The sequence below is a fragment of the Nocardia sp. NPDC019323 genome, assembly GCF_044389845.1.
Taxonomy (GTDB): domain Bacteria; phylum Actinomycetota; class Actinomycetes; order Mycobacteriales; family Mycobacteriaceae; genus Nocardia; species Nocardia implantans.
In genome coordinates, this window is sequence record NZ_JBIRYN010000004.1 from 297,417 (window position 1) to 321,302 (window position 23,886).

General features: G+C 69.5%; 23 protein-coding genes. 6 read left to right on the top strand and 17 right to left on the bottom strand.

The window, feature by feature from the left end; translation table 11 throughout:
• Positions 1–114: 114 nt before the first annotated feature.
• Positions 115–900, bottom strand: coding sequence for an enoyl-CoA hydratase (locus ACH49X_RS18005; protein ID WP_195079196.1), 786 nt, complete (start codon positions 898–900; stop codon positions 115–117).
• Positions 901–1,095: 195 nt separating this feature from the next.
• Between ACH49X_RS18005 and ACH49X_RS18010 the strand changes: the two genes are divergently transcribed.
• Together ACH49X_RS18010 and ACH49X_RS18015 are read left to right on the top strand one after the other, a co-directional pair.
• Entirely contained in the window at positions 1,096–1,749 is a 654-nt protein-coding gene (locus tag ACH49X_RS18010) for a TetR/AcrR family transcriptional regulator (RefSeq protein WP_195079195.1), read from the top strand.
• Positions 1,750–1,793: 44 nt separating this feature from the next.
• Complete coding sequence (locus ACH49X_RS18015) at positions 1,794–2,603, top strand: acyl-CoA thioesterase II (RefSeq protein ID WP_195079194.1); 810 nt, start codon at positions 1,794–1,796, stop codon at positions 2,601–2,603.
• 7 nt (positions 2,604–2,610) lie between these two features.
• Here ACH49X_RS18015 and ACH49X_RS18020 read toward each other — a convergent pair whose 3' ends face one another.
• The gene (locus ACH49X_RS18020) at positions 2,611–3,516 is read right to left on the bottom strand and encodes a GTP-binding protein (RefSeq protein ID WP_357205715.1); all 906 of its coding nucleotides are present in this window, start codon (positions 3,514–3,516) and stop codon (positions 2,611–2,613) included.
• A gap of 7 nt (positions 3,517–3,523) precedes the next feature.
• Entirely contained in the window at positions 3,524–4,669 is a 1,146-nt protein-coding gene (locus tag ACH49X_RS18025) for an acetyl-CoA C-acyltransferase (protein WP_195079193.1), read from the bottom strand.
• Between the two features lie 123 nt (positions 4,670–4,792).
• Here ACH49X_RS18025 and ACH49X_RS18030 point away from each other — a divergent pair, with 123 nt between their 5' ends.
• The 3 genes from ACH49X_RS18030 (at position 4,793) to ACH49X_RS18040 (ending at position 6,993) form a co-directional block, all read left to right on the top strand.
• Positions 4,793–5,557 (top strand): SDR family NAD(P)-dependent oxidoreductase, encoded by a 765-nt coding sequence (locus tag ACH49X_RS18030; protein WP_357103130.1) that lies wholly within the window; start codon positions 4,793–4,795, stop codon positions 5,555–5,557.
• A 136-nt stretch (positions 5,558–5,693) separates the two neighbouring features.
• Positions 5,694–6,170: a GNAT family N-acetyltransferase gene (locus ACH49X_RS18035; RefSeq protein ID WP_195079191.1), complete on the top strand. Its 477-nt coding sequence runs from the start codon at positions 5,694–5,696 to the stop codon at positions 6,168–6,170.
• Between the two features lies 1 nt (position 6,171).
• Entirely contained in the window at positions 6,172–6,993 is an 822-nt protein-coding gene (locus tag ACH49X_RS18040; protein WP_357103134.1) for a hypothetical protein, read from the top strand.
• 4 nt (positions 6,994–6,997) lie between these two features.
• On the opposite strand, the gene ACH49X_RS18045 is transcribed toward ACH49X_RS18040, so the two are convergent.
• The 8 genes from ACH49X_RS18045 to ACH49X_RS18080 form a co-directional block, all read right to left on the bottom strand.
• Entirely contained in the window at positions 6,998–7,969 is a 972-nt protein-coding gene (locus tag ACH49X_RS18045) for an SCO2521 family protein (RefSeq protein ID WP_195079189.1), read from the bottom strand.
• 1 nt (position 7,970) lies between these two features.
• Positions 7,971–8,981, bottom strand: a complete 1,011-nt coding sequence (locus ACH49X_RS18050) for an SCO2522 family protein (RefSeq protein ID WP_357103137.1) — start codon at positions 8,979–8,981, stop codon at positions 7,971–7,973.
• Positions 8,982–9,896, bottom strand: coding sequence for an SCO2523 family variant P-loop protein (locus ACH49X_RS18055; protein ID WP_195079187.1), 915 nt, complete (start codon positions 9,894–9,896; stop codon positions 8,982–8,984).
• Positions 9,897–9,906: 10 nt separating this feature from the next.
• Complete coding sequence (locus ACH49X_RS18060; protein ID WP_195079186.1) at positions 9,907–11,757, bottom strand: SCO2524 family protein; 1,851 nt, start codon at positions 11,755–11,757, stop codon at positions 9,907–9,909.
• A 357-nt stretch (positions 11,758–12,114) separates the two neighbouring features.
• Positions 12,115–12,882 (bottom strand): enoyl-CoA hydratase/isomerase family protein, encoded by a 768-nt coding sequence (locus ACH49X_RS18065; protein WP_357205718.1) that lies wholly within the window; start codon positions 12,880–12,882, stop codon positions 12,115–12,117.
• A 2-nt stretch (positions 12,883–12,884) separates the two neighbouring features.
• Positions 12,885–13,973 carry an acyl-CoA dehydrogenase family protein gene (locus tag ACH49X_RS18070; protein ID WP_357205721.1) on the bottom strand — a complete coding sequence of 363 codons (1,089 nt, stop codon included), beginning with the start codon at positions 13,971–13,973 and terminating at the stop codon, positions 12,885–12,887.
• Positions 13,960–14,865, bottom strand: a complete 906-nt coding sequence (locus ACH49X_RS18075; RefSeq protein WP_357205723.1) for an acyl-CoA dehydrogenase family protein — start codon at positions 14,863–14,865, stop codon at positions 13,960–13,962. Before ACH49X_RS18075 ends, ACH49X_RS18070 begins: the two co-directional genes overlap by 14 nt.
• The gene (locus ACH49X_RS18080; protein ID WP_357205726.1) at positions 14,843–16,255 is read right to left on the bottom strand and encodes an AMP-binding protein; all 1,413 of its coding nucleotides are present in this window, start codon (positions 16,253–16,255) and stop codon (positions 14,843–14,845) included. Before ACH49X_RS18080 ends, ACH49X_RS18075 begins: the two co-directional genes overlap by 23 nt.
• 75 nt (positions 16,256–16,330) lie before the next feature.
• Between ACH49X_RS18080 and ACH49X_RS18085 the strand changes: the two genes are divergently transcribed.
• Complete coding sequence (locus ACH49X_RS18085) at positions 16,331–17,368, top strand: ferredoxin--NADP reductase (protein ID WP_357205729.1); 1,038 nt, start codon at positions 16,331–16,333, stop codon at positions 17,366–17,368.
• Between the two features lie 66 nt (positions 17,369–17,434).
• Here ACH49X_RS18085 and ACH49X_RS18090 read toward each other — a convergent pair whose 3' ends face one another.
• From ACH49X_RS18090 to ACH49X_RS18115, 6 genes are all read right to left on the bottom strand, one after another.
• A complete protein-coding gene (locus tag ACH49X_RS18090) occupies positions 17,435–18,475 on the bottom strand; it encodes a CoA transferase (protein WP_357205732.1) in 1,041 nt (346 codons plus the stop codon).
• A complete protein-coding gene (locus tag ACH49X_RS18095; protein WP_195079179.1) occupies positions 18,472–19,428 on the bottom strand; it encodes a TIGR03564 family F420-dependent LLM class oxidoreductase in 957 nt (318 codons plus the stop codon). The genes ACH49X_RS18090 and ACH49X_RS18095 overlap by 4 nt, the downstream gene beginning before the upstream one ends.
• Before the next feature lie 37 nt (positions 19,429–19,465).
• Positions 19,466–19,864 (bottom strand): cobalamin B12-binding domain-containing protein, encoded by a 399-nt coding sequence (locus ACH49X_RS18100; RefSeq protein WP_195079178.1) that lies wholly within the window; start codon positions 19,862–19,864, stop codon positions 19,466–19,468.
• Entirely contained in the window at positions 19,864–21,441 is a 1,578-nt protein-coding gene (locus ACH49X_RS18105; protein ID WP_357205735.1) for a methylmalonyl-CoA mutase family protein, read from the bottom strand. The genes ACH49X_RS18100 and ACH49X_RS18105 overlap by 1 nt, the downstream gene beginning before the upstream one ends.
• Complete coding sequence (locus tag ACH49X_RS18110; protein ID WP_357205738.1) at positions 21,368–22,078, bottom strand: hypothetical protein; 711 nt, start codon at positions 22,076–22,078, stop codon at positions 21,368–21,370. Before ACH49X_RS18110 ends, ACH49X_RS18105 begins: the two co-directional genes overlap by 74 nt.
• A 153-nt stretch (positions 22,079–22,231) precedes the next feature.
• A complete protein-coding gene (locus ACH49X_RS18115) occupies positions 22,232–23,878 on the bottom strand; it encodes an NAD(P)/FAD-dependent oxidoreductase (protein WP_357205741.1) in 1,647 nt (548 codons plus the stop codon).
• Positions 23,879–23,886: the final 8 nt, after the last annotated feature.

Here is a 23,886-nt window from a genome sequence, read left to right on the forward strand (position 1 = left end):
GACCGCCCGATCGCCGGTGGATCGCACGGACACGTGTCCCTTTCGAGGCGGCAAGGGCCGTGCGACTACTGCCGGAGCGCTCCGGCAGACGATGACGCCGGTGGCACACCGGAACTACTGCATGGTGGCTTTCATGTCCTCGAGCCGGACCAGGATCGGGAAGCCGTTGACGCTCAGCGCGTTGCCGTGGCCGGTCTGGTGCACGTCGAACACGGATTGGATCGCGGCGTAGAAGCCCTGCACGTCCAGCGTCTGGTTGACCGCGCGCTTGGCTTGGCGCAGCCCGAACGGGGGCATGGCGGCGATCTGCGCGGCCAGTTCCCTGGTCCGGGCGTCCAATTCGGCGCGCGGCACCACCTTGTTCACCATGCCGGCCTGCCGCGCCTCCTGCGCGGTCACCGGCCTGCCGGTGAACAGGATCTCCTTCGCCTTGCGCGCGCCGAGTTCCCAGGTGTGGCCGTGGTATTCGACGCCGCCGATGCCCATGAGCACCACCGGGTCGGAGAACAGCGCGTCGTCGGCGGCCACGATGAGGTCGCACGGCCAGCACAGCAGCAGGCCGCCCGCGATGCACCGGCCCTGCACGGCGGCGATGGACGGTTTGGGGACGTTGCGCCACCGCAGCGAGTACTCCAGGTAGCGGCGCGACTCCAGCCCGTAGATGCGGTCGAGGGTGATCTTGCTGGGGTCCGGCCACGATTTGTCCTTCAGATCGTGGCCCGCGGAGAAGTGCTTGCCCTCCCCGCGCAGCACGATCACCGCGACCTCGTCGTCCTCGGCCGCGCGCACCCACGCGGCGTCGAGCTGGTCGAGCAGTTCGCCGTTCTGCGCGTTGGCCGCCTCCGGCCGGTCGAGAGTGATGGTGGCGATCCGGTCGGCGACCTCATAACGGATGTACAAATCGAGTTCCTCCAGTCCGGGACGGCGAGCGCGTGCGTGCGCCGCTGCTCGACTGGTGTGAGAATAGCATTCTCGCAACTGGAAAGGATAGTCTCTTTGCTGGCCCGGACACGGCGACCCGAGAACCCGATGACACACCGTTCTCCGGTACAGTGCATCCATGTTCTCTCCATATGACCGAGGACCGAGGCGCCCGTGACCAGCCCGAGCGAGAAACCGGCCTGGAAGCAGCGCGCCGTCGAGCGCTCCCTGCGCACGGCGAAGTTGCGCGCCGAGGAGCGCGTGCAGCGGTTCCTGGACGCCGCCCAGGCGATCATCACCGAGAAGGGCAGCACGGACTTCACGGTGCAGGAGGTCGTCGACCGCTCCCGGCAGTCTCTGCGCAGCTTCTACCTGCAGTTCGACGGCAAACACGAGCTGCTGCTCGCCCTCTTCGAGGACGCGCTCAGCCGCACCTCCGACCAGCTGCGCGCCGCCGCCGACGGCCAGACCGACCCGTTGGACAAACTCCAGGTGGCGGTCGAGCTGCTGTTCGAACTGTGCAGGCCGGACCCGTCGGCGCAACGCCCGCTGTTCACCGATTTCGCGCCGCAGCTGCTGATCTCGCATCCCGATCACGTGAAGGTCGCGCACGCGCCGATGCTCGCGCTGTTCACCGAGCTGATGGACGCGGCGAAGGACGCGGGGCAATTGCGCCCGGAGGTCAACTCGCGCCGGACGGCGGCGATGGTCATGCAGACCGTCATGTTCACCGCGCAGTCCGCGGGAGCGTCCGACGACGAGACGCAGCATCCGATCACCGCGTCCGAAGTATGGAACTTCTGCGCGCACGGTTTCGCTCGGGGCTGAGAATAGCACTCTCCCATAAGAGAATTTGACTTACACTCGGGCTCATGACCGAGCTGTGGAGTGATCTCGTCTCTTGCCTCGACTTGTCCGCGACGCCGTCCGGTGACGACGCCTGCTTCGAGGGCCGCAATCTGCGGTTGCCCTACCGCCGGGTGTTCGGCGGCCAACTGCTCGGTCAATTCGTCCGGGCGGCCGCCGCGGGCGTCCCGGACAAGTCGATCAAGTCGCTGCACACGGTGTTCGCGCGTGAGGGCCGCATCGACGAGCCGATCCGCTACCGGGTACACCGCCATCACGTGGGACGCTCCTTCGCGACACTGTCGCTGATCGCCGAACAGTCCGGTGGCGTCGTCGCGACCGCGTCGGTCTCCCTGCACGCCGAGGAACCGGGCCCGCACCGGCAGTCCGTCGCGGCACCGCCGGCCCTGCTGTCGGCGGAGCACAAGGTGCACTGGGACCTGCTGCCCTGGGAGACGCGCGCGAGCGTGGATCTCGACGATCTCGGCACCGCCGCACCGGAATTCGAGTTCTGGATGCGCACTCCGGAGGTGGATCCCGCCCTGGCGCCCGCGCTCGCGGCCTACGCGACCGACCTCACGCTCATCGGCACCGCGCTGCTGCCGCTGGACGGGTACGCGCAGAGCGGCAACGGCACCGCGTTCGTCTCGGCCGTCACCTCGCACACCCTCTGGTTCCACCGGCGTTTCCGGACCGACGAATGGTTGCTGCTGCGCCAGCACAGCCCGCTGCTGGCGCAGGCCCGCGCCTACGGCCGCGGCGACATCCTCACCGAGGACGGCACGCTGGTGGCTTCCTACGCCCAGGAAGCCATGGTGCGCATTCCGCAGGACTGACACGACGTCACCCGGGCGGCGACAGCAATCGCTCGGCCGCGCTGTAGGCGTCGCGATCACCCGCGGCGACTTCCGCAGCCAGCCGGTCGAGCCAGGGGTGCGCGCGCAACCGCGTCTGCGCCAGGGAGAGGATCTGCGCGCGGGCCCGCGCGGCGCGCCGAGCCGGGCTGTCGGCGCGATGATGCGCCTCGATCGCGTCGGCCAGTTCGGTGATCCGTTCCCCGCGCGCGGCGACCAGCGTGAGGATCGGCGCGTCGGACTCGGCACGCAGATCACGCACGGTCCGCGACGCGCCTTCGCGGTCGGCCTTGTTCACCACCAGCAGATCGGCCACCTCCAGCAGGCCCGCCTTCGCGGCTTGGATCGCGTCGCCGGCGCCGGGATTCAGGATCACCAGTGTGGGATCCGCGACGGCGGCGATCTCGATCTCCGACTGCCCCACACCGACGGTCTCCAGCAGCACGACGTCGTAGCGCAGCGCGGCCAGCAGCCGGATCGCGGCGGGCACCGCGGCGGCCAGGCCCCCCAGATGTCCGCGCGTCGCCAGCGACCGGATCAGCACACCGGGGTCGTCGATGTGCTCGGCCATGCGAATCCGGTCGCCCAGCAGCGCTCCGCCGCTGTAGGGCGAGGACGGGTCGACGGCGAGGATCGCGACGCGCAGCCCGCGCGCCCGGTAGACACCGGCCAGCGCCGCGATCGTCGTCGACTTGCCCGCGCCGGGCGGGCCGGTCACGCCGATCACTCGCACGGGTCGGCGCTCCAGGGCGGCTTGGACCTCGTCGCGGCGGTCCCCTTCGACCAGACTGAGCAACCGGCCCGTCGCCCGTGCCGACCCGGCGCGCGCCTGGATCAGCAATTCGGCGACGGTCGCCGACGCCAGGGTCACGCCCGCCCCGATGCGCCGTCGCACGATCCGGTCACGGGGCGGGCACCTCGACCACCGTCGCCGCACCCATGCCACCGCCCGCGCACATCGCCGCGATCCCCAGACCGCCGCCGCGGCGGCGTAATTCGTGCACCAGCGTGACGATCATCCTGGCTCCCGTCGCGGCCACCGGGTGCCCGAGCGAGCAGCCGCTTCCGCTGACGTTCACCTTGTCCGGATCCAGGTCCAGCGCGCGGATCGCCGCGATCGGCACCGACGCGAAGGCCTCGTTGATCTCGATCAGCCCGACCGCCGACAGCGAAATACCGGCCCGGTGAACGGCTTTGGTGATCGCCTCGATCGGGGCGAGGCCGGTGTCGGCGGGATCGACGCCCACCGACGACCAGGCCAGGATGTAGGCCAGCGCGGGCAGACCGAGGCGGTCGCTGGCGATGGCGAGCGCGGCGGCGCCGTCGTTGGCGCCGGAGGCGTTGCCCGCGGTGATCGAGAAGCCTTCGATCTCCGGGTGCAGCACTCGAAGCGAGGCCAGCTTCTCCTGGCTGGTGTCGCGGCGCGGATGCTCGTCGGTGTCGAACAGGCCGTGCGGGGTCTCGATGGGCACGATCTCTTCCTTGAACCGGCCTTCGTCGATGGCGGCGATCGCGTTGCGGTGCGACCGCAGCGCCCAGGCGTCCATATCCGCACGGGAGATGCCCGACTTGACCGCGGCGTTCCAGCCGACGGTGATGGACATGTCCAGCGCGGGGGCGTCGGGGCGGTCCGGGTGACTCGGCGACACCCACGGATCGATCCACTCGTCCGGACCGACCCGGAATCGCGCCTTGGGAGCGGTGGATTCGGAATTCACGCCACCCGCGATCACGACTTCGTCCATCCCGGAGCGGATCCCGGCCGCCGCGGTCTGCACCGCGGACATGCCCGCCGCGCAATGCCGGTTCTGGGCCAGGCCCGGCACCATGGTCAGCCCCGTCGTCACGGCCGCGTGCCGGGCCAGCACGCCACCGCCGTAGCGCCCCTCGCCCAGGACGACGTCATCGATCCGGGCCGGGTCGAGGCCATCGGCGACCGCGCCGACGACGTGGTGGGCCAGGTCGAAGGCGGTGGTGTCGCGCAACGTCCCCTTGCGTGCGGTACCGATGGGCGTCCGCAGCGCGGACACGATGACGGCTTCGGGCATTGGTGGCCTCCGTTCCGGGCGACGCGATCGCGGCGCTACGACTTTTCGGTGCTCATGCCGGGGGAGTCATGAGAATATTATTCTCTCAAGTCGAGAGCACGAGTTGCAAGATTGGATTACGTTATGCAGATCAGTGGAAGTTCCGCGCTTGTCGTCGGCGGGACCGGGGGCCTGGGCGAGGCGACCGTGCGGCGCCTGCACGCGGCGGGGGCGAAGGTCGTGGTCGCCGACGTCGCCGACGAGAAGGGCGAACAGCTCGAATCCGAACTGGGCATTCGCTACGTACACACCGACGCCACCGACGAGGACTCCGTGCTCGCCGCCATCGCCGAGGCGCAATCGCTGGGCCCGCTGCGCATCTCGGTCGACACCCACGGCGGCCCTGCCACCGGAGGCCGCCTGATCGGCAAGGACGGCACGCCGCTGTCGCTGGACGGTTTCCGCACCACCGTCGAGTTCTATCTGACCGCCGTGTTCAACGTGCTCCGCCTGTCGGCGGCCGCGATCGCGAAGACCGATCCCCGGGAGGACGGCGGGCGCGGCGTCATCGTGAACACCGCCTCGATCGCCGCGTTCGAAGGCCAGATCGGTCAACTGCCCTACTCCGCCGCCAAGGGCGGGGTGGTCGGGATGACCCTGGTTGCCGCGCGCGACCTGTCGCCGGTGGGTATCCGCGTGATGACCATCGCCCCCGGCACCGTGAACACCCCCGCGTACGGCAAGGCCGCCGACCAACTGGAGGCCTACTGGGGCCCGCAGGTGCCGTTTCCCAAGCGCATGGGCCGTTCCGAGGAGTACGCCGAGCTGGCCGCCGCCATCATCGAGAACGACTATCTCAACGGCGAAGTCATCCGCCTCGACGGCGCCTTGCGCTTCCCGCCGAAATAGCCCGCGAGGTCCGGCCGCGACACGTGACGGCCCGCCGCGCCCGCGAAGGATTCCGCTGGTTCTACACTGACCCCGCTCGGTGATCGACGTTCTAAGCTGGAATCCGGACGGCCTATGCCCTGGCAGTAGGGAGCGGATGAACATCGCCAAAGCGCCTCAGCCGACATACCGGCAGGCTTGCTTCGCCGATCTCGAAGACATCGCGGCCATCGAGGCCGAGGTGTTCGCCGAGCCGTATCTGTATCTGATGCTGCGCCAGCTGTTCGATCTGCACGGATCCGAATGGCTGGTGGCGGAGATCGACGGGGCGGTGATCGGGTACGCGCTGACGCTGGAGAAATCCGGCCGGGCGCTGCTGTTCACCTTCGCGGTGGCCAAGCGCTACCAGGGCGGCGGCTACGGCCGCACGCTGCTCGACCGCACGCTGCAGACCTGCCGGGCCGTGGGAGCGGAAGTCGTGTATCTGACCGTCCGGCCGGACAATCAGCTGGCGAGCCACCTGTTCAAGCAAGCGGGGTTCGCGTTCGTCGAGCGCGACGAGCGGTATTTCGGCCCCGGCGAACCGCGCGACGTTTTCGAATACCGGTTGAGAGGCCGACCGCTAGACTCGTGACATGGGGGAGATTTCGCCCTTCGTCGCATCCATATCCACCCGGATCACCAGGCGCGCGGACGAATACACCGCCGAGCTCGATCGCGGTGACCGTACCGAGCAGGTGGATTTGGGCCGGTTCGCGGCGCACGCCGACGCGATCCTCGCCGACTACGACCCGCCCAGCACGCGGCGGCACTCCGACTCGTTGGTGTTCGGGCACCTCTACGCCGCCGCACGGCAACCCCAACCGGACGAGGCGGGCTGGCGGGTGCCGAGCGCGATCCCCGCGGCACTACTGGCGGCGGAGATCGAGTTCCGCGGCCCGCTGCGGCTGAGCAGCAGGCAGAACACCATGCTGGCCGAGGAATACGAGCAGTTGGGCGCTCAACTCTCGGCGGCGCGGCTGCCCGCGCACGCGGCCCTCGCCTACCGCAGAGGGGCCGCGCTGTACCGGATGAACGAAGACGACGAAGCACAGGACCGCTGCGGGCTGCGCTTGGCGCGGGCGCGCACTCTCGCGTTGCCGCCGGGCTGGCGGCGCTGGGCGGGGCGATTGTCGTATGTGCTGTGCGGCTACGGGTACCGGCCGTTCTGGCTGCTGGGCTGGGTTGCCGTGCAGGTGGTGCTGTTCACCGTCGCCGCTTTGTTCTTCAGCGGCATTCCCTCGCCCGCCGCCACCGTCTACACCTGCGTGACCGGCTTCATCAATCCCCTCGGCCCCGGCGACACCGAGAACCTGCGCCCGGTCGCCCGGCCGTTGTTCGCCGTGGAAGCGTGGACGGGGACGGTATCGATGTCGGTGTTCTTCGCGCTGCTGGTGCGCAAGTGGTTCCGGATGTAGCCCGTCACCATTCGGTGTCGAAAGCCTTGTGCCGCAATGCCTCCAGCGTCGCGACGGCGATGCTGTTCTGCAGCCGCGCGACGAGGGCGTTCCACTGGCGGGACAACCCGGGATCGGTCTGCAACTTCTGCCACAGCGTCCGCATCGACGCCGGAGTGTGCGCTCCCGGCATCCACAGTCCGGTGAGATCCTCCAGCACGGGGGCGAGGATGTCGGTACGTTCGCGGCTGTGCGAGGGGAAGCGATCGGCCTCGGCCAGCGCGTCGGTGACGACGGTGAGCAACCAGTCGTGCGCGGCCAGATCCTCGCAGAAGCGCTGCGCCGCTAGCAGATCCGCTTCGTCGCGCACGATCATCCGGACCGTGCGCAGCGTGGGGTCGTCCAAGTGCAGCTTGGCCGTCGGCCCCGCGCCGCCGCCTATCCAGGCGACCCAGCGCAGACGGGTGGCGCCCGCCCGCACCGGCGGCTTCTGGTCCAGCCTGGTGTCGGCGCGCAGGCGGGCGAGCAGCCGTTCACTGATCGAGGCCAGGTCCAGCGTCTCGGCGCCGACCGTGCCGGTGAGGTAGCCTTCGGCCAACGCCTCCGCGCTGCCGGTCCGCTCGGGCAGGCGACTGATGACCTCGGTGACGCCCTTGCGGCTGAGGTAGTGCGACCAGGTCTGTCTGCGCCGGTTGGCGGCGCGAACCACTTGGGTGCGCGCGCTGGACTGCAGCACGCGGCCGCCGGACAGCACCGCGCTGGTAGCCACGGTCCCGACGATGTGGGCGGTCTGCTCGCCGAGGGCCAGATCGCAGTCGACGCCGACCGCGGTGGTCGGTGACACCGCGAGCGTGCCAGGCCGTTCCCGCCACCGCACCGTGCAGCCAGGCATGAGCGCCAGCAAATCACAGGCTTCCGGTCCGGTCAGCGCGGTCGCCGACGGCAGCAGGCAGGTGCGTACTTCACCGAGCACGACCAGAGGCGTGGTCGAGGCCATGTCAGGCTCCGTCGAGCAGCAGGTGCGAGAGCCGTTCGCTGACCGCGCGCGGCACCGGCACCGGCGGCAGCTCGCCGCCGCCGCGGGCGATGGTCTGCTCCACCACGTCGTCGTCGAGATCGAGATGGTCGAGCACCAGCCGCACGGCGTGCTCGATCGCGATGTACCGCTTGGGCAGCATCGACAGCGTCTTGTAGGCGGCGAACGGCGCGGCGGACGGATTGAGCTGCACCACCGGCGGAAGGTCCGGCCAGCGGCGCGGCGGGAGATCCACGCGGCGCCACGGTTGCGGATCCACCACGGCCGCACCGTGATAGCGCAGCATGCCCAGCCGCAGCAGATGCCAGACCGCCGCCAGGAACGGGCACGACCAGCGCGTCACCGCCACCCCGTCGACGACGTGCTTGCTCCACAGTTCCACGTCGAGGAAGATCGAATGCTCCCGCCGGCCGAACTCCTCCGGCGGCTGGTAGACCCGTTGCCGCATGGCCTGACCGCGTTCGTCCTCCGACGACCGCCGCCCGTTGCACAGCCAGCCCGACTCCGCGGTCGGCGGCCTGCGGCCGGTGCTCGGCGGCGCCGGCTCGGCCACGATGCGGGCGGCCACCATCTCCGCCACGGGAATCGGCTCACCGAATGCCACACCGTCGACGAATCTCGAAGCGCGCCAGCAGGCCGACTCCCTGGCCAGATAGTCGATGACCAATCCGGCCTCGTCCGCGGCGCCCAGCAGCTTGGTGAGAACCGCGGAGGGATCGGTGTCGGGCTGGAAGTAGTCGTCGATCAGATAGCAGGTGCTGACCCGGGCGTTCGGACCGAACTGCACCTTGGCCGCCTCGGTGAAGGCCGACACCAGCGGGACGATGCGGCGGAACTCCGCGCCGACCCGTTCGATGTCGGAGACGATGTCGTTGAGATAGAAATGCCCGACCTCGATCGACAAGTGCGACAACGGGACCTGCGCAATGCGCGGTTGTTCGGTGGCCTCGCTGTAGCCCTGTGTATCCCGCATCTACAGCCTCTCCCAGGTCGCGTTGTCGACCAGTCGCCGAGCGAGTTCGGCATAAGCCTGCGCGGTCTGCTCGTTGGCGATCTGGGCGTTGACGTCGGCGTCGAGAATGAGCTGTTCGCGCCGCTGCAGCACCGGCTCGATCGGGGTCGAGCCGAGCACCGCCGTCGTGCCCAGCCGCTTGGCGGTCGCCAGCCGGCGCAGCGCGGCGTCCTGCTCCTGCAGCCACGCCGCCTGCGCCGGGCGCTGGGCGACACCGTCCCAGTTGGCGTCGGGCACCGCGGTGCGCACGTAACGCACCGACCCGAGCAACTCCTCCGGGTCGTGGCCGCACTCGGCTCCGGCCTTCAGCAGTCCGTGCGAGCCGTAGACCAGTCCGGCGGCAGCGAGGATGTGCTGGCGCGTCCAGCGGTGGAAGATCAGCCATCGGGTGGTCAGGCCGCGCAGTTGCGGCAGGGCCGTCGCCTGCAACACGATTTGCAGCGCCGCGGAACGGCCCGCGCTCAGATCCACGACGACCACGCGGAATTCGTGATCCAGCGCCACCAGCAGTTCCGCGCACCGCTGGACCACCGCGTCGTCGTCGGTGAGGAATTCGGCGCCGCCCTCGTCCCCCGGCAGCAGCACCAGCCGTCCCGCATTGGGGCCGATGCGGCGCAGTTCCGGCCGATCCGTGGCCGCGCCGACGTCGAGTCTGGCGACGGTCCCGCTCTCGCCGAGCAGGTAGGAGTGCACGCCGCCGCGCGGCACGCCGCGTTCGGCCGCGCCGATCTCGAACAGCGCGCCCGCCGTCGGTGAGCCGAGGTCGAAGTCGGCGTAGGCGACGTTGCGGCCGGAACGGCACAGCCGGTAGGCGATGTTGCAACTGGTCACCGACCGTCCGGTGCCGCCCTTGTCGGAGGTGGAGAACACCAGCACGATGCCGCCCCTACCGCGTCGCGTCCCTGCGGGCGTACGCCAGCTCGTCGAGCTGGACCAACGCCTGCGTGGCCAGGCTGTAGGCGGTGCCGGGACGTTCGCGCAGCACGCGGCGGGCCCGGTCGAGCGACTGCCTGATCCGGTTGATCGCCGCCTGTTTCGGCGAGAGATCCTGGCCCTCGACCTCCAGTTCCTCTTGGTTGAGCAGATGCTCGGCCTCGCTGAGCAGGTCCACCGCCCGCGCGACCATCGCCTGCGGCGCCAGCGGCGGTTGCTCGAAAGTGCTGTAGGCGATGACCAGGCACTCCATCATGCGCTCTGTGACGAACCAGGAGGGGCCTTCCGGCCCTGTCCCGCCCGCGCCGACCAACCTGCCGATGTCGTCCCACAGGCCGACCGCGGGGCCGTCCCGCAGCACCCGCTGGTCGAGGTGATCCATCGCCGCCTCGGCGAGCGCCATCAGCCGGTCGCGGGTGTCGACGTCGGTGCGCAGGCGAGCGGCCTCCAGGCAGCGTTTCAGCAGCATGGTCGCGAAATCCGGGACATACCAGATCAGCGGGGCCCCGCCGGCGACGTCCTCGCTGCCCGCCAGGTTCAATCGCACACCCGGATAGTGCAGCGGCGCGGCCGGATCACCGACGGTGAACCGGCTGGTGATGCGCCCGCGGCGGGCCAGCTGGTCGAGCACCGACACCGTGCGCGCCAGATCCTCGGTGCTCTCCCGGTAGACCAGGTCCTGGATGAGCACGGCGGCGACCACGAGACTGAAGTACTCCGACTCCTCGCCGTCGGAGGTGCGCCAGGGGATGTCCTCCAGCGGCCAGCGGCCACTGTCGAAACGGGCCACCCTCGACCAGTAGTTGCGGGTCAGCTCGAAGCGCAGCTGCAGCGCGTCGGCGAGGGTGCGCTGCTCGTCGGTCAGCAGATCGAGTTCCCGGATACGCTGCGAGGACAGGTCGATGATGCCGTCCAGGGCGACGGCCGTGAAGTACAGGTAGGGACGGGATTCGGCGTACCCGCGCGTGCTGCTGACCCGGCCCGGCACGAGAGCGATGGGTTCGGCGCTGCGCACGATGCCCCAACTCCATCCGCATTCGAACAGCCGCCCATCGTCGGCGACATCGATCTCGGAGGTCTGACTGAGCCTGACCTCGTTGGCCGCCTGCACCCGCAGGCGTTCCAGCTGCGTCGACAACCGGCCGATGATCTCGTCGGACGGCGTGCGGGACTGATTGAGCATGTAGACGATGGATTGCCCGTACTCGGTCTTCGGCTCCGGCGTGTGGATGACGAAACTGCGGATCAGCCCCGCCATGGCCGCGGTGAGCCGCGCGCTGACCTGTTCGATCACCGTGGGAATCCGCTCGCGCAGCTGCCTGGCCTCCAACCGGACCTCGCCGCTGACGAATCGCAGGAACCCGCGCAGGAACCGCAGCGCCGCGATGCACAGGCTCAACGACATCGAGTACGAGTCGACGACCTCCACCGCCTGTTGCTGCGCGGTGAGCGAACTGTCGTCGCCGCAACGCAAGTAGGTACCGCTGGCGAAGACCGGTTCGCCGTCGGGTCCGGTGTAGCGGCGCAGATAGTCCTCCACCAAGGCGACCAGGACGCCGCCGATGCGGGTCTCCTCACCGAAAGGGCCCAGCGCGGACCGCACGTCGGGACTCATGTCGTTCGGCTGGTCCAGCGCGAACGCTTCGATCTCGGTGGCCGGATACAGCAGGCAGAGCAGCTGTTCGGCGTCGCTGATGGAGTTCGCGCCGTCGCGCCCGCCCCACTTCCACGTTCCGTTGCGATAGGAGTAGGCCAGTATCGCTCGCCACAGCTCGAGCAACTGCTGCCTCGGCCGAATCCTCATGTGTTCTCGGACCTCGCCCCCGCGTTCGACCGGCGGCGCCGGACGTCGTTACTTAGAGTGTGCCCCGCGAATGTTCACTTGGCCAAGCACCCTTTGCGGGGTCACCGGTTGCTGCGAGATGTCCTGAGACGCAGAGCCTTCCGGTCGGTCGAGGCGACCCGCCCGGTCGCGGGGTGGCTGCGGGGCCTCGATCGGCGCTCCGCATCGTCCGGGTATCGGGGCAGATGGGAAATTCGCGCAACCTTCCCGCGTCCGATGAGGCTATCCCGCGGCTACTGCGCGGGGGTGAACCCCCGAGTCCGGTCGCGGGCGGATCGCCGCCCACAACCGGCGCGGCGGCGTCAGCTCCCATCCGGGTCAGCTCCGGCCCGCGGTGAGGCGGCTGATCACCGCACGGAAGTCCGCGGTCTGGAACGAGAGATCCTCCGCGGTCGTGGCGTAATCCAGAGTGGCCAGCACCGCGCGTTCCAAGTGCAGGTTCAGCAGCCGCTTGGTGCTCTCGACCGCTTGGCGCGGCAGTTGGAGAACGCGTTTCGCGCAGGCCAGCGCCTCGGTGCGGGGGTCGGCCACCACATGGTTGACCAAGCCCATCTCGCGGGCGCGCTCGGCGGGGATCTTCGCGCCGGTGAGGGCATACTCCTTGGCCAGCAGCAAGCTGGTGTGCAGCGGCCAGGTCAGCGGGCCGCCGTCCGCCGCGACCAGGCCGACCTGGACGTGCGGGTCCTCGAGATAGGCGGTCTCGGCGATGTAGGCGATGTCGCTCAGCGCGACGAGACTGCACCCCAGGCCGACCGCGGGTCCGTTCACCGCCGCCACCACCGGCACCCGGCAGCGGGCCATGCCGAGCACGATGTCCCGGCCGTGCGCGATCGTCTTCGCCCGCAGCTCGGCGTCGCTGCCCAGCTCCGCGAGATAGGCGAAATCGCCGCCCGCGGAGAACGCCTTGCCCGCGCCGGTGAGCACCGCGACGCGCGCGTCTCGGTCGTCGGACAGGCGCGGCCACAGGCGCGCCAGCCCGGTGTGCAGGTCGTCGTTGACGGCGTTGAGCGCGTCGGGCCGGTTGAGCGTGATGATCCGGAGCGGTCCGTCGGCTTCGACGTGGATCTCTTCGGGCAGGTCGTACATGGTCAGACTCCTAATCCGAGGATGCGCGAGGCGATGATGTTCTTCTGGATCTGCGAGGTGCCGCCCATGACGCTCTGGGCGCGGCTGTAGAAGTAGCCGGCCAGCAGTTCGGGATCGTCCGTGCCGCCGACGGCCAGCGCCGCGTGCCCGACGGCTTGGTCCACCCAGGTCATGAGCAGTTTGTCCAGCGAGCCGTCCGGGCCGTGCATCACGCCGTCGAGCTGTTCGGACAGCCGCCGCCGCACGTGCAGGCGCAGCATCTCCGTCTGCACCGCCGCCCAGGCCAGTTCCGCCGGCGGCGGGCCGTCCAGGCGAGCGGCCAACTGGCGCACCGTTTTCCCGTAACGGGCCGCGTAGCCGAGAGTCGACGGTTCGCGTTCGTGCCCGACGACGGTCATCGCCAGCTTCCAGCCGTCGCCCGGCTCGCCCACCATCTGATCGGCGGCAACCGTGGCGCCGTCGAAGAGCACCTGCCCGAACTCCCTGGTCACGCCGCTGATCATCGCCAAAGGGCGTTGCCGCACACCGGGCTGGTCCATCGCGATCACGAACGCCGAGATGCCCTTGTGCCGCGGCGCTTGCGGATCGGTCCTGGCCAGCAGCAGGCACCAGTCCGCGACGTCGGAGTAGCTGGTCCAGATCTTGTGACCGTGGACGACGTAGTGGTCGCCGTCGCGCGTCGCGGTGGTGCGCAGCGCGGCGAGGTCCGAGCCCGCCTCCGGCTCGCTGAAGCCCTGGCACCAGCGCTGGGTGCCGTCGATCATGCCGGGCAGGAAACGCCGCTGCAGTTGCTTGCCGCCGTGCCTGCCGAGTCCCTGCACGAGATACCCGAGGCTGGGTCGCGGCGGCGCGCCCGCGAGCGCGAGTTCTTCGTCCAGGATCACGTCGTAGACCGGCGGCAGCTCGTGGCCGCCGAATTCCTTCGGCCAGGACAACCCGAAGAATCCCGCCGCGTACAGCGCGCGATGCCATTCCCCCTGACGCGCCCAGTAGTCTTCGCCCGAAGTCGGGAACTTCCCGGCCGTCTCGGCGAGCCAAGTGCGCAGCCGAGCGCGGAATTCGGCCTCCTGGGGTGAATCACGAAAATCCAAGGTCGATCTCCTCCAGTCGAACAGGGAACAGCTCGGTCGAGACCAGCGCGCGCCGCAAGTAAACGTGGGCCAGGCATTCCCAGGTGTTGCCGATGCCGCCGTGCACCTGGATCGAGGCTTCGCACACCGTGCGGGCGGCCCGCGCGGTGTAGACCTTGGCGACGCGTGCGGCCCGCACGGCCGCCGCGGGTTCCAGCTCGTCCACCGCCCAGGCCGCGTGCCGCAGCACACTGACCGCCCCTTCGATGAGTGCTCGATTCTCCGCCAGCAGATGCGCCACCGCCTGGTAGGACCCGATCGGCTGGCCGTACTGCTGGCGGACTTTCGCGTATCCGACCGCGAGATCCTGCGCGCCGCGGGCGACGCCGAGCAGGTCGGCGGTGGTCGTGGTGAGGGCGAGCGCGTGCCATCGGGTGGTGTCCACGGCCGTCAGCTCCCCGACGTGGCGCCGTTCGTCCGTCAACGCCGCGGTGCGCCGGGTCAGGTCCGCGCCGGGCAGCGTCGCGCCCAGCGATGCGGCCAGGACCCGCTCGCCCGCGACCAGCAGCGCCCCTTCGCTGCCGCGCGCGTCGACGGCCCTGCCGCCGACCGCGACCGTCCAGCCGCGTCCGTCGGCGCCGGATCGCCCGCGCAGGTCGTCGGCCAGCACCGGGCCGAGGAAGGCGACGTCGACCAATCCGCGGGCGAACTCCTCGGCCACGATCGCGACCTCGACGCCCGACGCGCCGTCGGTGCGCAGGGCACGCCAGCCGGTGGCCGCCACCGCTCGCTCCAACCGCGCCAGGCGGCTCTCGTCGTCGAGTCCGGCGACGGACCCCGGACCGAGATCGTCGGCCAATTTCGCGGCGGCGTCGCGCAATTGGCGTTGTTCAGTGGTCAGCCGGACGTCCATGGCGCTCCCTCAGCACTCGGCGCAGCACCTTGCCCGAGGGCAGGCGCGGGATCTCGGGCACGAACACGACCCGGCGCGGTCGCTTGTAGGCGGCAAGGCGCGCGCCGACCAGCGCGATCAGTTCGTCCGCGGTGAGCGTCGCCGCGCCGGACACCGCCGCGACGACCGCCTCGCCGTCCGCGGCGTCGGGCACGCCGAACACGGCGCAGTCGGTCACCTCCGGATGACCGTGCAGGACGGCTTCGATCTCCGCCGGCGCCACCTGGAAGCCGCGTACCTTGATCATTTCCTTGGCGCGGTCGGTCAGCCGGATCCAGCCCTGCTCGTCGACGTAGCCCACGTCGCCGGTGCGGTACCAGCCGTCGGCGAAGGCGTGTGCGGTCTCCGCGGCGGGCAGATACCCGGCCATCACCGATTCCGCGGAGCATTGGATCTCACCGATCTCGCCGGGCGGCAGCGTTTCTCCGGTGTCCAGTGCGACGACGCGCACCCTGACCCCCGGCGCGGCTCTACCGACCGTGTCCAGCCGCGGGTCATCGAGCGGGTTGCACGCGATCACCGGCAGCTCGCTGGCGCCGTAGGCGGGCAGCCAGCGCACTCCGGTACGCCGGGTGACGGTTTCGGCCACGCCCACCGTCACCGGCGTCGCGCCCCACATGATGTAGCGCAGCGAACTCAGGTCGTAGGACTCGAGATCCGGGTGCCTCGCCATGGCCAGAGCGATGGGCGCGACCGCCATCTCGACGGTGATCCGGTCGTCCTGCACGCACCGCAGCATGGTCTGCAGATCGAAGCGCCGGTGCAGCCGCATCCACGCGCCCGCCCGCAACGCGGTCACGATGTTGAGCAGGCCCAAGATGTGCGAAGGCGGCGTGGCGATCTGGATGCGGTCGGATGCCGTGAGGCCGAGTACCTCCGTCCACTGGCGCACCGCGACCGACAGCGACGCGTGGGTGTGCCGCACCGCCTTCGGCATGCCGGTGGTACCGGAACTGAAGACCAGCACGGCGTCCGAGGCCTGATCCGGCGGCGCGGCAGTGTGATTCGCGGCGGCGATCGGTGCGTCCAGGTGCCGCATCGGCAGCAACTCGGCCAGTACCGGGTGGTCGCCGACGCCGCGGCTCGGGCCGGTGACCGCCAGCGCGTGCGCGACCTCGTCGTGCTTCCAGGCCGGGCTGATCAGCACCGCCGCCGCGCCCAGCCGCCAGAGCGCCAGCACGGCGACGACGAACTCCGGCCGATTCGACGACATCACCGCCACCCGGTCGCCGGGACGCACGCCGTCATCGGCCAGTTCGGCGGCGAGACCCGCCGCCAGACCGTCGAGTTCGCTCCGGGTGTAGGCCCGCCCTTCGAAGACGAGTGCGCTCGAAGTGGTGGTCGAGGACATTTGAGAGATCCCGTCTCGTGAGCGAGAATATAATTCTCATACTGCTAGAATCTTCATACCAGGAGGAGGCGGTTCATGGCGAGAGTTTCTTTGTTCCAGCGCGCGACCGTGACCAGGATCGTGAAGGAGAGCGCCGGCGCGCGCACGTTCGTGCTCGCGCCGCAGGACGAGCCGATCGCCTACCGCGCCGGGCAGTTCTGCACGTTCAAGATCGCCGTGCACGGAACGGAGCTGTTCCGGTCCTACTCCATGTCCAGCGCGCCGGAGACCGACGGCGAGTTGATGACGACGGTCAAGCGGGTGCCCGGCGGCGCCGTGTCGAACTGGATGCATGACAACCTCTCCGAGGGCGACGTGGTGGAGCTGACCAAGGCGGCGGGACGGTTCTGCCTGCGCGAGACCGACGTGCCGCTGCTCGGCTTCAGTGGGGGCAGCGGGATCACACCGGTCCTGTCGCTCACCAAGAGCGCGCTGGCCACCACGCGCCGGCGGGTCCGGTTGCTGTGCGCCGACCGCGACGCCGATTCGGTGATCTTCGAGGCGACCTTGACCGAACTGGCGCGGCGCCACCCGGGCCGCCTCGAGGTGGTCAGGCACCTCGACAGCTCGGGCGGCTTCCTCGACGCCGCCGCGGTGCGGGCCTTCGTCGGAGCCGACGGCCACGCCGATCACTACGTCTGCGGACCGGAAGCGTTCATGGAGATGGTCGAACTGGCGCTGCCCGGACCGGGACTGGTGTTCAGCGAGCGGTTCGGCGCGCCCGCGCCCATTCCCGACGTACCGGCTCCGGCCGACAGCGTGACCCCTACGGTGTCGACCCCTTCCGCGACCACCGCGGCGAGGGCCACCGTGACGATCATCCTCAACGGCAAGAAGAGGTCGGTGCCGGGCAAGAAGGGCGAAACCCTGTTGGAGAGCGCCCGCCGCGGCGGCCTCGCTCCGCCGTTCTCCTGCGAGGCGGGCAATTGCGCCACCTGCATCGCCAAGGTGACCTCGGGAAGCGCCACACTGCGCCAGAACAACGCGCTGACCGACGACGAACTCGCGGACGGCTATGTGCTGACCTGCCAGGCCGTTCCGGACACCGAGTCGATCACCGTCGACTACGAGTGAGAGCATGCGGCACGCCGACCCCGAGCGCGACTTCGCGGTCGAGGGGCGAGAGCGGCGGGTCGCGCCTCAGCCCCCGTGCTCGCCCAATCGCGGCGGCGGGGCGTACCGGGGCTCGTAACCGGCGATCCGGATCGGGCTGCCGACCAAGCGGAACTCCCCGGCCGTCACCACGGTGTCCGGGCTGGTGTCCAGCGCTTCCGGCAAGTCGCGGACAGCGGCCGCGGGAATGCCGAGTGGACGCAGGCGTGCTTCCCAGCCGGTCGCGGTGTCGGCCGCGAGCGCCGCGGTGACCACCGCCAGCACCTCGGCACGACGGGAAACCCGGTCGGCCATCGTCTCGAACCCGTCGACGCCCGCTTCCGCGGCGAAGGTCTTCCAGAATCCGTCGTGGGTGATGAACAGCGCCAGATGGCCGCCGGCGGTCGGGAAGATCTGCGCCGGAACGTAATACGAATGCGCGCCGTGGGGGCGGCGCTGTGGCCGCTTGCCGTCGTTCAGGTAGGCGGCGGCGTGGTAGTTCAGTTGGGAAAGCATGACTTCGAACAGCGACACGTCGACCTGACCGCCGCGCCCGGAGACGATCTGGGCCAGCAGTCCCAGCGCGGCCGTGAGACCGGTCGAGTTGTCCGCCGACGAATACCCCGGCAGTGTGGGCGGCCCCGCCGGATCACCGGTGAGGGCGGCGACCCCGGCCGACGCCTGGATCACGTAGTCGAATGCCGGATCGTCCCCGCCGGTCAGGCCGTAGCCGGTGATCGCGACACACACGATCTGCTCGTTCCACCGGCGCAGCCCGTCGTAGGTGAGACCGAGCCGCCGGATCGCCGAAGGTTTGAGATTCACCAGCAGCGCGTGCGACCGCGCGACGAGTTCGCCGAGCCGCGCACGCCCCTGCTCGCTGCCCAATTCGATGCGGATACTTCGTTTGCCGCGATTCAGGCTCGCGAAGTAGCTCTCGCTCACCTGGCGGGAGATATCGCCGCCCGCCGGTTCCAGTTTGGTGACCTCCGCGCCGAGATCGGCGAGCATCATCGTGGCGTACGGTCCCGCCAGCATGGTGCCGACCTCCAGAATCCGAATCCCGGCCAGCGGCCCGGCCGAACTCACCGCAGTTCCTCGGCGAGTTCGGCGATCATCTCCCGGGTGCGTCGCTTGGAAGCCACCAGTTCGTCGCGGGTCTCGCCGATCGGCAAGAGGCGCACCGAGATGTCGGTGGCTCCCGCCGCCGCGTAGCGGCGCAACCCGGCAGCGATCCGCGCTTCGTCGCCCGCAAGGCACAGATCGCCGATGTCACGGGCGTCGCCCTGATCCAGCAGTCGCTGATAGTTGGGGGAAACCTCGGCCTCCCCCAGGATGCGGTTGGCTCGCTCGCGCGCCTCGTGCACCCGGCCGGGTTCGCACAGGCACACCGGCAGCCCGGCGACCACCCGCGGGGCCGGGCGGCCCGCATCCGCCGCCGCTTTGCTGATCTTCGGGACGACGTGCGTGGCGATCGCCCGCTCGTCGGCCATCCACAGCACGGTGCCGTCGGCGTGCTCGCCCGCGATGCGCAGCATCACCGGCCCCAGCGCGGCGACCAGCACCGGCACCGGAGCCACCGGCCCGAGATCGAGCGGGTTGTGCACGGTGAACGTCGCGTTCTCCACGTCCACCGAGCCCGGCCCGCGCAATCCGGCGTGCAGCACCTCGAGGTAGTCCCGGGTATAGGCGGCCGGTCTGTCGTAGGGCAGACCGAGCATGTCCCGCACGATCCAGTGATGCGAGGGGCCGACGCCGAGCGCCAGTCTGCCGCCGGCCGCCGCATGCGCCGAAAGCGCCTGCCGCGCCAGGGCGATCGGATGCTGGGCTTGCAACGGCACCACGGCGGTGCCCAGCTCGATGCGCGAGGTGCGCAGTCCCATCGCGGCGATCGTGATCAGCGCGTCGAAATCGGTGGGAATCTGCGGGATCCACGCCGTGTGCAGCCCCGCCGACTCCGCCCATTCGATGTCGCGCAGCATCCGTTCGAGCTTGCGCCCGGAATCCCCCTTCTCCGGCCCGATCATCACTCCGATGCGCACGATTCCTCCAAGCTGTGTGAATTCGGCACCCGGCCGGTCATGGGGCCGGGTTCCCGGTCAACGCGCGGATCTCGGTGACGAGCGTCTCCAGCGGAGTGCTCGTCGGGAACACCGCGGCCGCACCGGCTTCCAGCAGCCGCGGCACATCCGCCTGCGGGATGGTGCCGCCGACCACGACCGCGATGTCGCCCGCGTCGGCGGCGCGCAGCGCGTCCACCACGCGGGTGGTGAGCGCGACGTGCGCGCCGGAGAGGATGCTCAGGCCGACCACGGCCACGTCCTCTTGCAGCGCGATGGCGACGATGTCCTCGACCCGCTGGCGGATCCCGGTGTAGACGACCTCGAATCCCGCGTCGCGCAGGGTGCGGGCGACGATCTTGGCGCCGCGATCGTGCCCGTCCAACCCCGGTTTGGCGACCAGCACGCGAGCGGGCATCAGAACACCACCGGCTGCTGGAACTCGCCCCACACCGACTTCAGCGCGGCGGTCATCTCGCCGACCGTGCAATAGGCGTTGGCGCAACCGATGAGGCGGTGCATGAGGTTCTCGTCTCCTTCCGCGGCGCGCGAGAGGGCGGCAAGGGCGTCGCGAACGGCTCCGGCGTCGCGCTCGGACCGCACGCGAGCCAGCCGCTTCAATTGCCGCTCGCGCCCGTCGGCGTCGAGTTCGTAGGTGCCGATGTCCGGCGCGGGCTCCTCGGAGACGAACTTGTTCACCCCGACCACCGGGCGCTCGCCCGACTCCACCGCCTGATGCAGCAGGTAGGCCTCGTCGGCGATGAGGCCCTGGAGGTAACCGTCCTCGATGCAGCGCACCATGCCGCCGTGCCGCTCCAGATCAGCCATGATCTCGACGATCTTCGCCTCGGTCGCGTCGGTGAGCGCCTCGACGAAGTAGGAGCCGCCGAGCGGGTCGGCCACCCGGGTCACCCCGGTCTCGTAGGCGAGCACCTGCTGGGTGCGCAGCGCCAGCGTCGCGGATTCCTCGCTGGGCAGCGCGAACGGCTCGTCCCACGCGGCGGTGAACATCGATTGGACACCGCCGAGCACCGACGCCAGCGCTTCGTAGGCGACGCGCACCTGGTTGTTGCGCGCCTGCGGCGCGTAGAGCGAGGCGCCGCCCGCCACGCAGCCGAAACGGAACATCGAGGCCTTGTCGGTGGTCGCGCCGTACCGCTCGCGCACGATGGTGGCCCAGCGGCGGCGTCCCGCGCGGTATTTCGCGATCTCCTCGAAGAAGTCGCCGTGCGTGTAGAAGAAGAACGAGATCTGCGGTGCGAACTGATCGATGGTCATCCGGCCCCGCTCGATCACCGTGTCGCAGTAGGTGACGCCGTCGGCCAGCGTGAAGGCCATCTCCTGCACCGCGTTCGCGCCCGCGTCGCGGAAGTGCGCGCCGGCCACCGAGATCGCGTTGAACCGCGGCACCTCCGCCGCGCAGAACTCGACGGTGTCGGCGATCAAGCGCAGCGACGGCTCCGGCGGCCAGATCCAGGTGCCGCGCGAGGCGTACTCCTTGAGGATGTCGTTCTGGATCGTGCCGGTGAGCTTCGCGCGCGGCACGCCCTGCTTCTCCGCGGCGGCCACATAGAAGGCCAGCAGGATGGCGGCGGTGCCGTTGATGGTGAAGCTGGTGCTGATCCGCTCCAGCGGGATGCCGTCGAAGAGCACCTCCGCATCGGCGAGGGTGTCCACCGCGACACCGACCCGGCCGACCTCTTCGCTCACCTCGGGGTCGTCGGAGTCGTACCCGCACTGGGTGGGCAGATCGAGCGCGACCGAAAGCCCGGTGCCGCCCTGCTGGAGCAGATAGCGGTAGCGGCGATTGGACTCTTCGGCGGTGCCGAAGCCGGAGTACTGCCGGAAGGTCCACAACCGCCCGCGGTAGCCCGTGGCGAAATTGCCGCGCGTGAAGGGATAGACGCCCGGCGCGGGCGGGTCACCCCGCCGGTCTTCCGGGCCGTAGCTCGGCTCCAGCGGGATGCCGGAGGAGGTCTGCACTTGGTTGTTCATCATTGAATACGGTACTTGCAGAAAATGAGAATGCCAATACCGTAGGAGCCGGGTGGTCCGCGACAAGCGCGCGTCCGAATGTCGTCAGCGTCATCCCGGCTACGAGGTGCCGACCGTTACGCGCTGCGCTCCGCCCAGATCCCCAGGAACCACCGTGACTCCTCGCCGCCCGCGAGGCGGTCCCGGCGTACTGCACCGCTTGCCTCGTTCCCGCAGGGCTGCCGCCGTTGCGCTCGGTAAGCAGCGAGCTGGCGTTACCCAACGCATGCGCGACCGCGATTCCATCACTGACCGCGGTGGCGGCTTGGGCGGCGTCGGCGTAGTAGCGACGCGCGTCATCCAGGCGTCCCGCGTCGTAGTGCACCCAACCCGCCGCGACCATCATTTCGGCTGCAGCGCTGGTCAATGTCCGGCCGACGTCATCGGTGGACGCGCCCTTGTCCAGCAGCTGGACGACATAGCCCACCTCATCGGCCGCGATACGGCACAGCCGGTCGCGTCCTGCCAGTAGGACCAGCTCGTGAATCTGGTGCACCGCCGCATTGATCTCGGCGACCTCACCAGCGCCTATCCGGACGCGGCCCGCTGTTGACAGGGTGGCCTGCGCGGAACGAATCGGCCCCGGAGACATGGCCACGCCTGCACCGATCGCACCAGTTCGTATTCGGGCCACTGTACGGCGCAAACACACCCTTATCGTGGGGTCGGCACCCCGCCGCAGTGGGCCGGTGCCGCACGCCCTCGTGCCGGACGCGCGCCGTGCGCCGTCCAGCACCGGCAGCGGTCCTGGTTACCGCGTCAGAGTGAAACCGTCGTAGTCGTCGGCGGCTACCTGGTCGCACTTTTCGCGATATGCTCCGACGCCGCCGATATACGCGTACATCACTCTCGGTTTGCCCGGGACATTCGATCCCACGTACCAGGAGTCCGCCTTCGGATAGAGCGTCATATCGCCGACTTCGTCGACGTGCCGCGTCCATTCCTGCTCCGCGTCGGCCTCGGCCTCCATGGTCGTGACGCCCTCGGACCGCATCCTGTCCATCGCGTCCGCCACCCAGTCGACGTGCTGCTCGATGGACACCAGCATGTTCGACAGGACCGCCGGGCTGCCCGGGCCCGTGATCGTGAAGAGGTTCGGGAAGCCCGCCACGGCGAGACCGAGGTAGGTCACGGGCCTGCCGGCCCACTTCTCCCGCAGCGACACACCACCCCGGCCGCGGATGTCGATCGCGTCCAGCGCACCGGTCATCGCGTCGTATCCGGTGGCGTAGATGATGTCGTCGAACTCGAAATTCTCCTCTGTCGTCGCCAGTCCGGACTCGGTGACCTCGGTGAGCGGGGTCGCGCGTAGGTCCACGAGCCGGACATTGGGACGGTTGAAGGTCTCGTAGTAGTTGGTCCCCAGGCACGGGCGCTTGACCCCGAAGGGGTAGCCGGAAGGCTGCAGTATCCGGGCGACAGCCGGGTCCGTGACGATCTCGGCGATTCGATCGCGGACGAACTGGGCGGCGGTCTCGTTGGCGGCTTCGTCGGCGAGGATGTCCGTGAAGCCGACCAGCATGCTGACCAGTTCGCTGTCCTTGTCCTCCCATACCCTGCGGTAGAACGCGTTTCGCTCCTCCTCGCTCACCTCGAGCGCCCCCTTGGTGGCTTCGGGTTGCGCGATGCCGAACGACGATTCCCGGTTGGCCTTGCGCACATCGCGGTAGCGAGACTTGATCGCGCGCTGGAATTCGGGATCGATCGTGTGATTGTGCGCGGGAAGAACGTAGTTCGCGGTCCGCTGGAACACGGTGAGCGTCTCGGCCACTTCGGCGACCAGCGGAATGACCTGCACCCCGGAGGCGCCGGTGCCGATCACCGCGACCCGTCGGCCGGTGAAGTCCACGTCTCCCTCGGGCCAGTTGCCGGTGTGGAAGCTGCGACCCCGGAACGCCTCGATGCCAGGAACTTCCACCATCTTCGCCACCGACAGACAGCCGGTCGCCATGATCGCGAACCGCGCCGAGACGACCTCGCCCTGATCGGTCGATATCCGCCACCGCGCGGCGGACTCGTCGTAGACCGCGGCGGTGACCCGGGTCCGCAACCGAACGTCCTTACGCAGATCGAAACGATCCGCGACGTGGTTGATGTAGCGGAGCAACTCCGGCTGCGGCGGATACTTCTCCGTCCACTCCCACTCCTGTTCGAGCTCCGGGTCGAAGGAGTAGTTGTAGTACATGCTCTTCACGTCGACGCGTGCACCCGGATAGCGGTTCCAGTACCACGTGCCGCCGAGTCCGCCACCCGCTTCGTACACCTGCACCGAGAAGCCGAGCTCGCGCAACTTGTACAGCATGTGGAGGCCGGCGAATCCGGCTCCGACGACGACCGCGTCGATCTCGCGAGCTTCTTGCCTGGTCGAGGATGCGGAATGTTCCGACGTCATTGTCATCGTGGGGA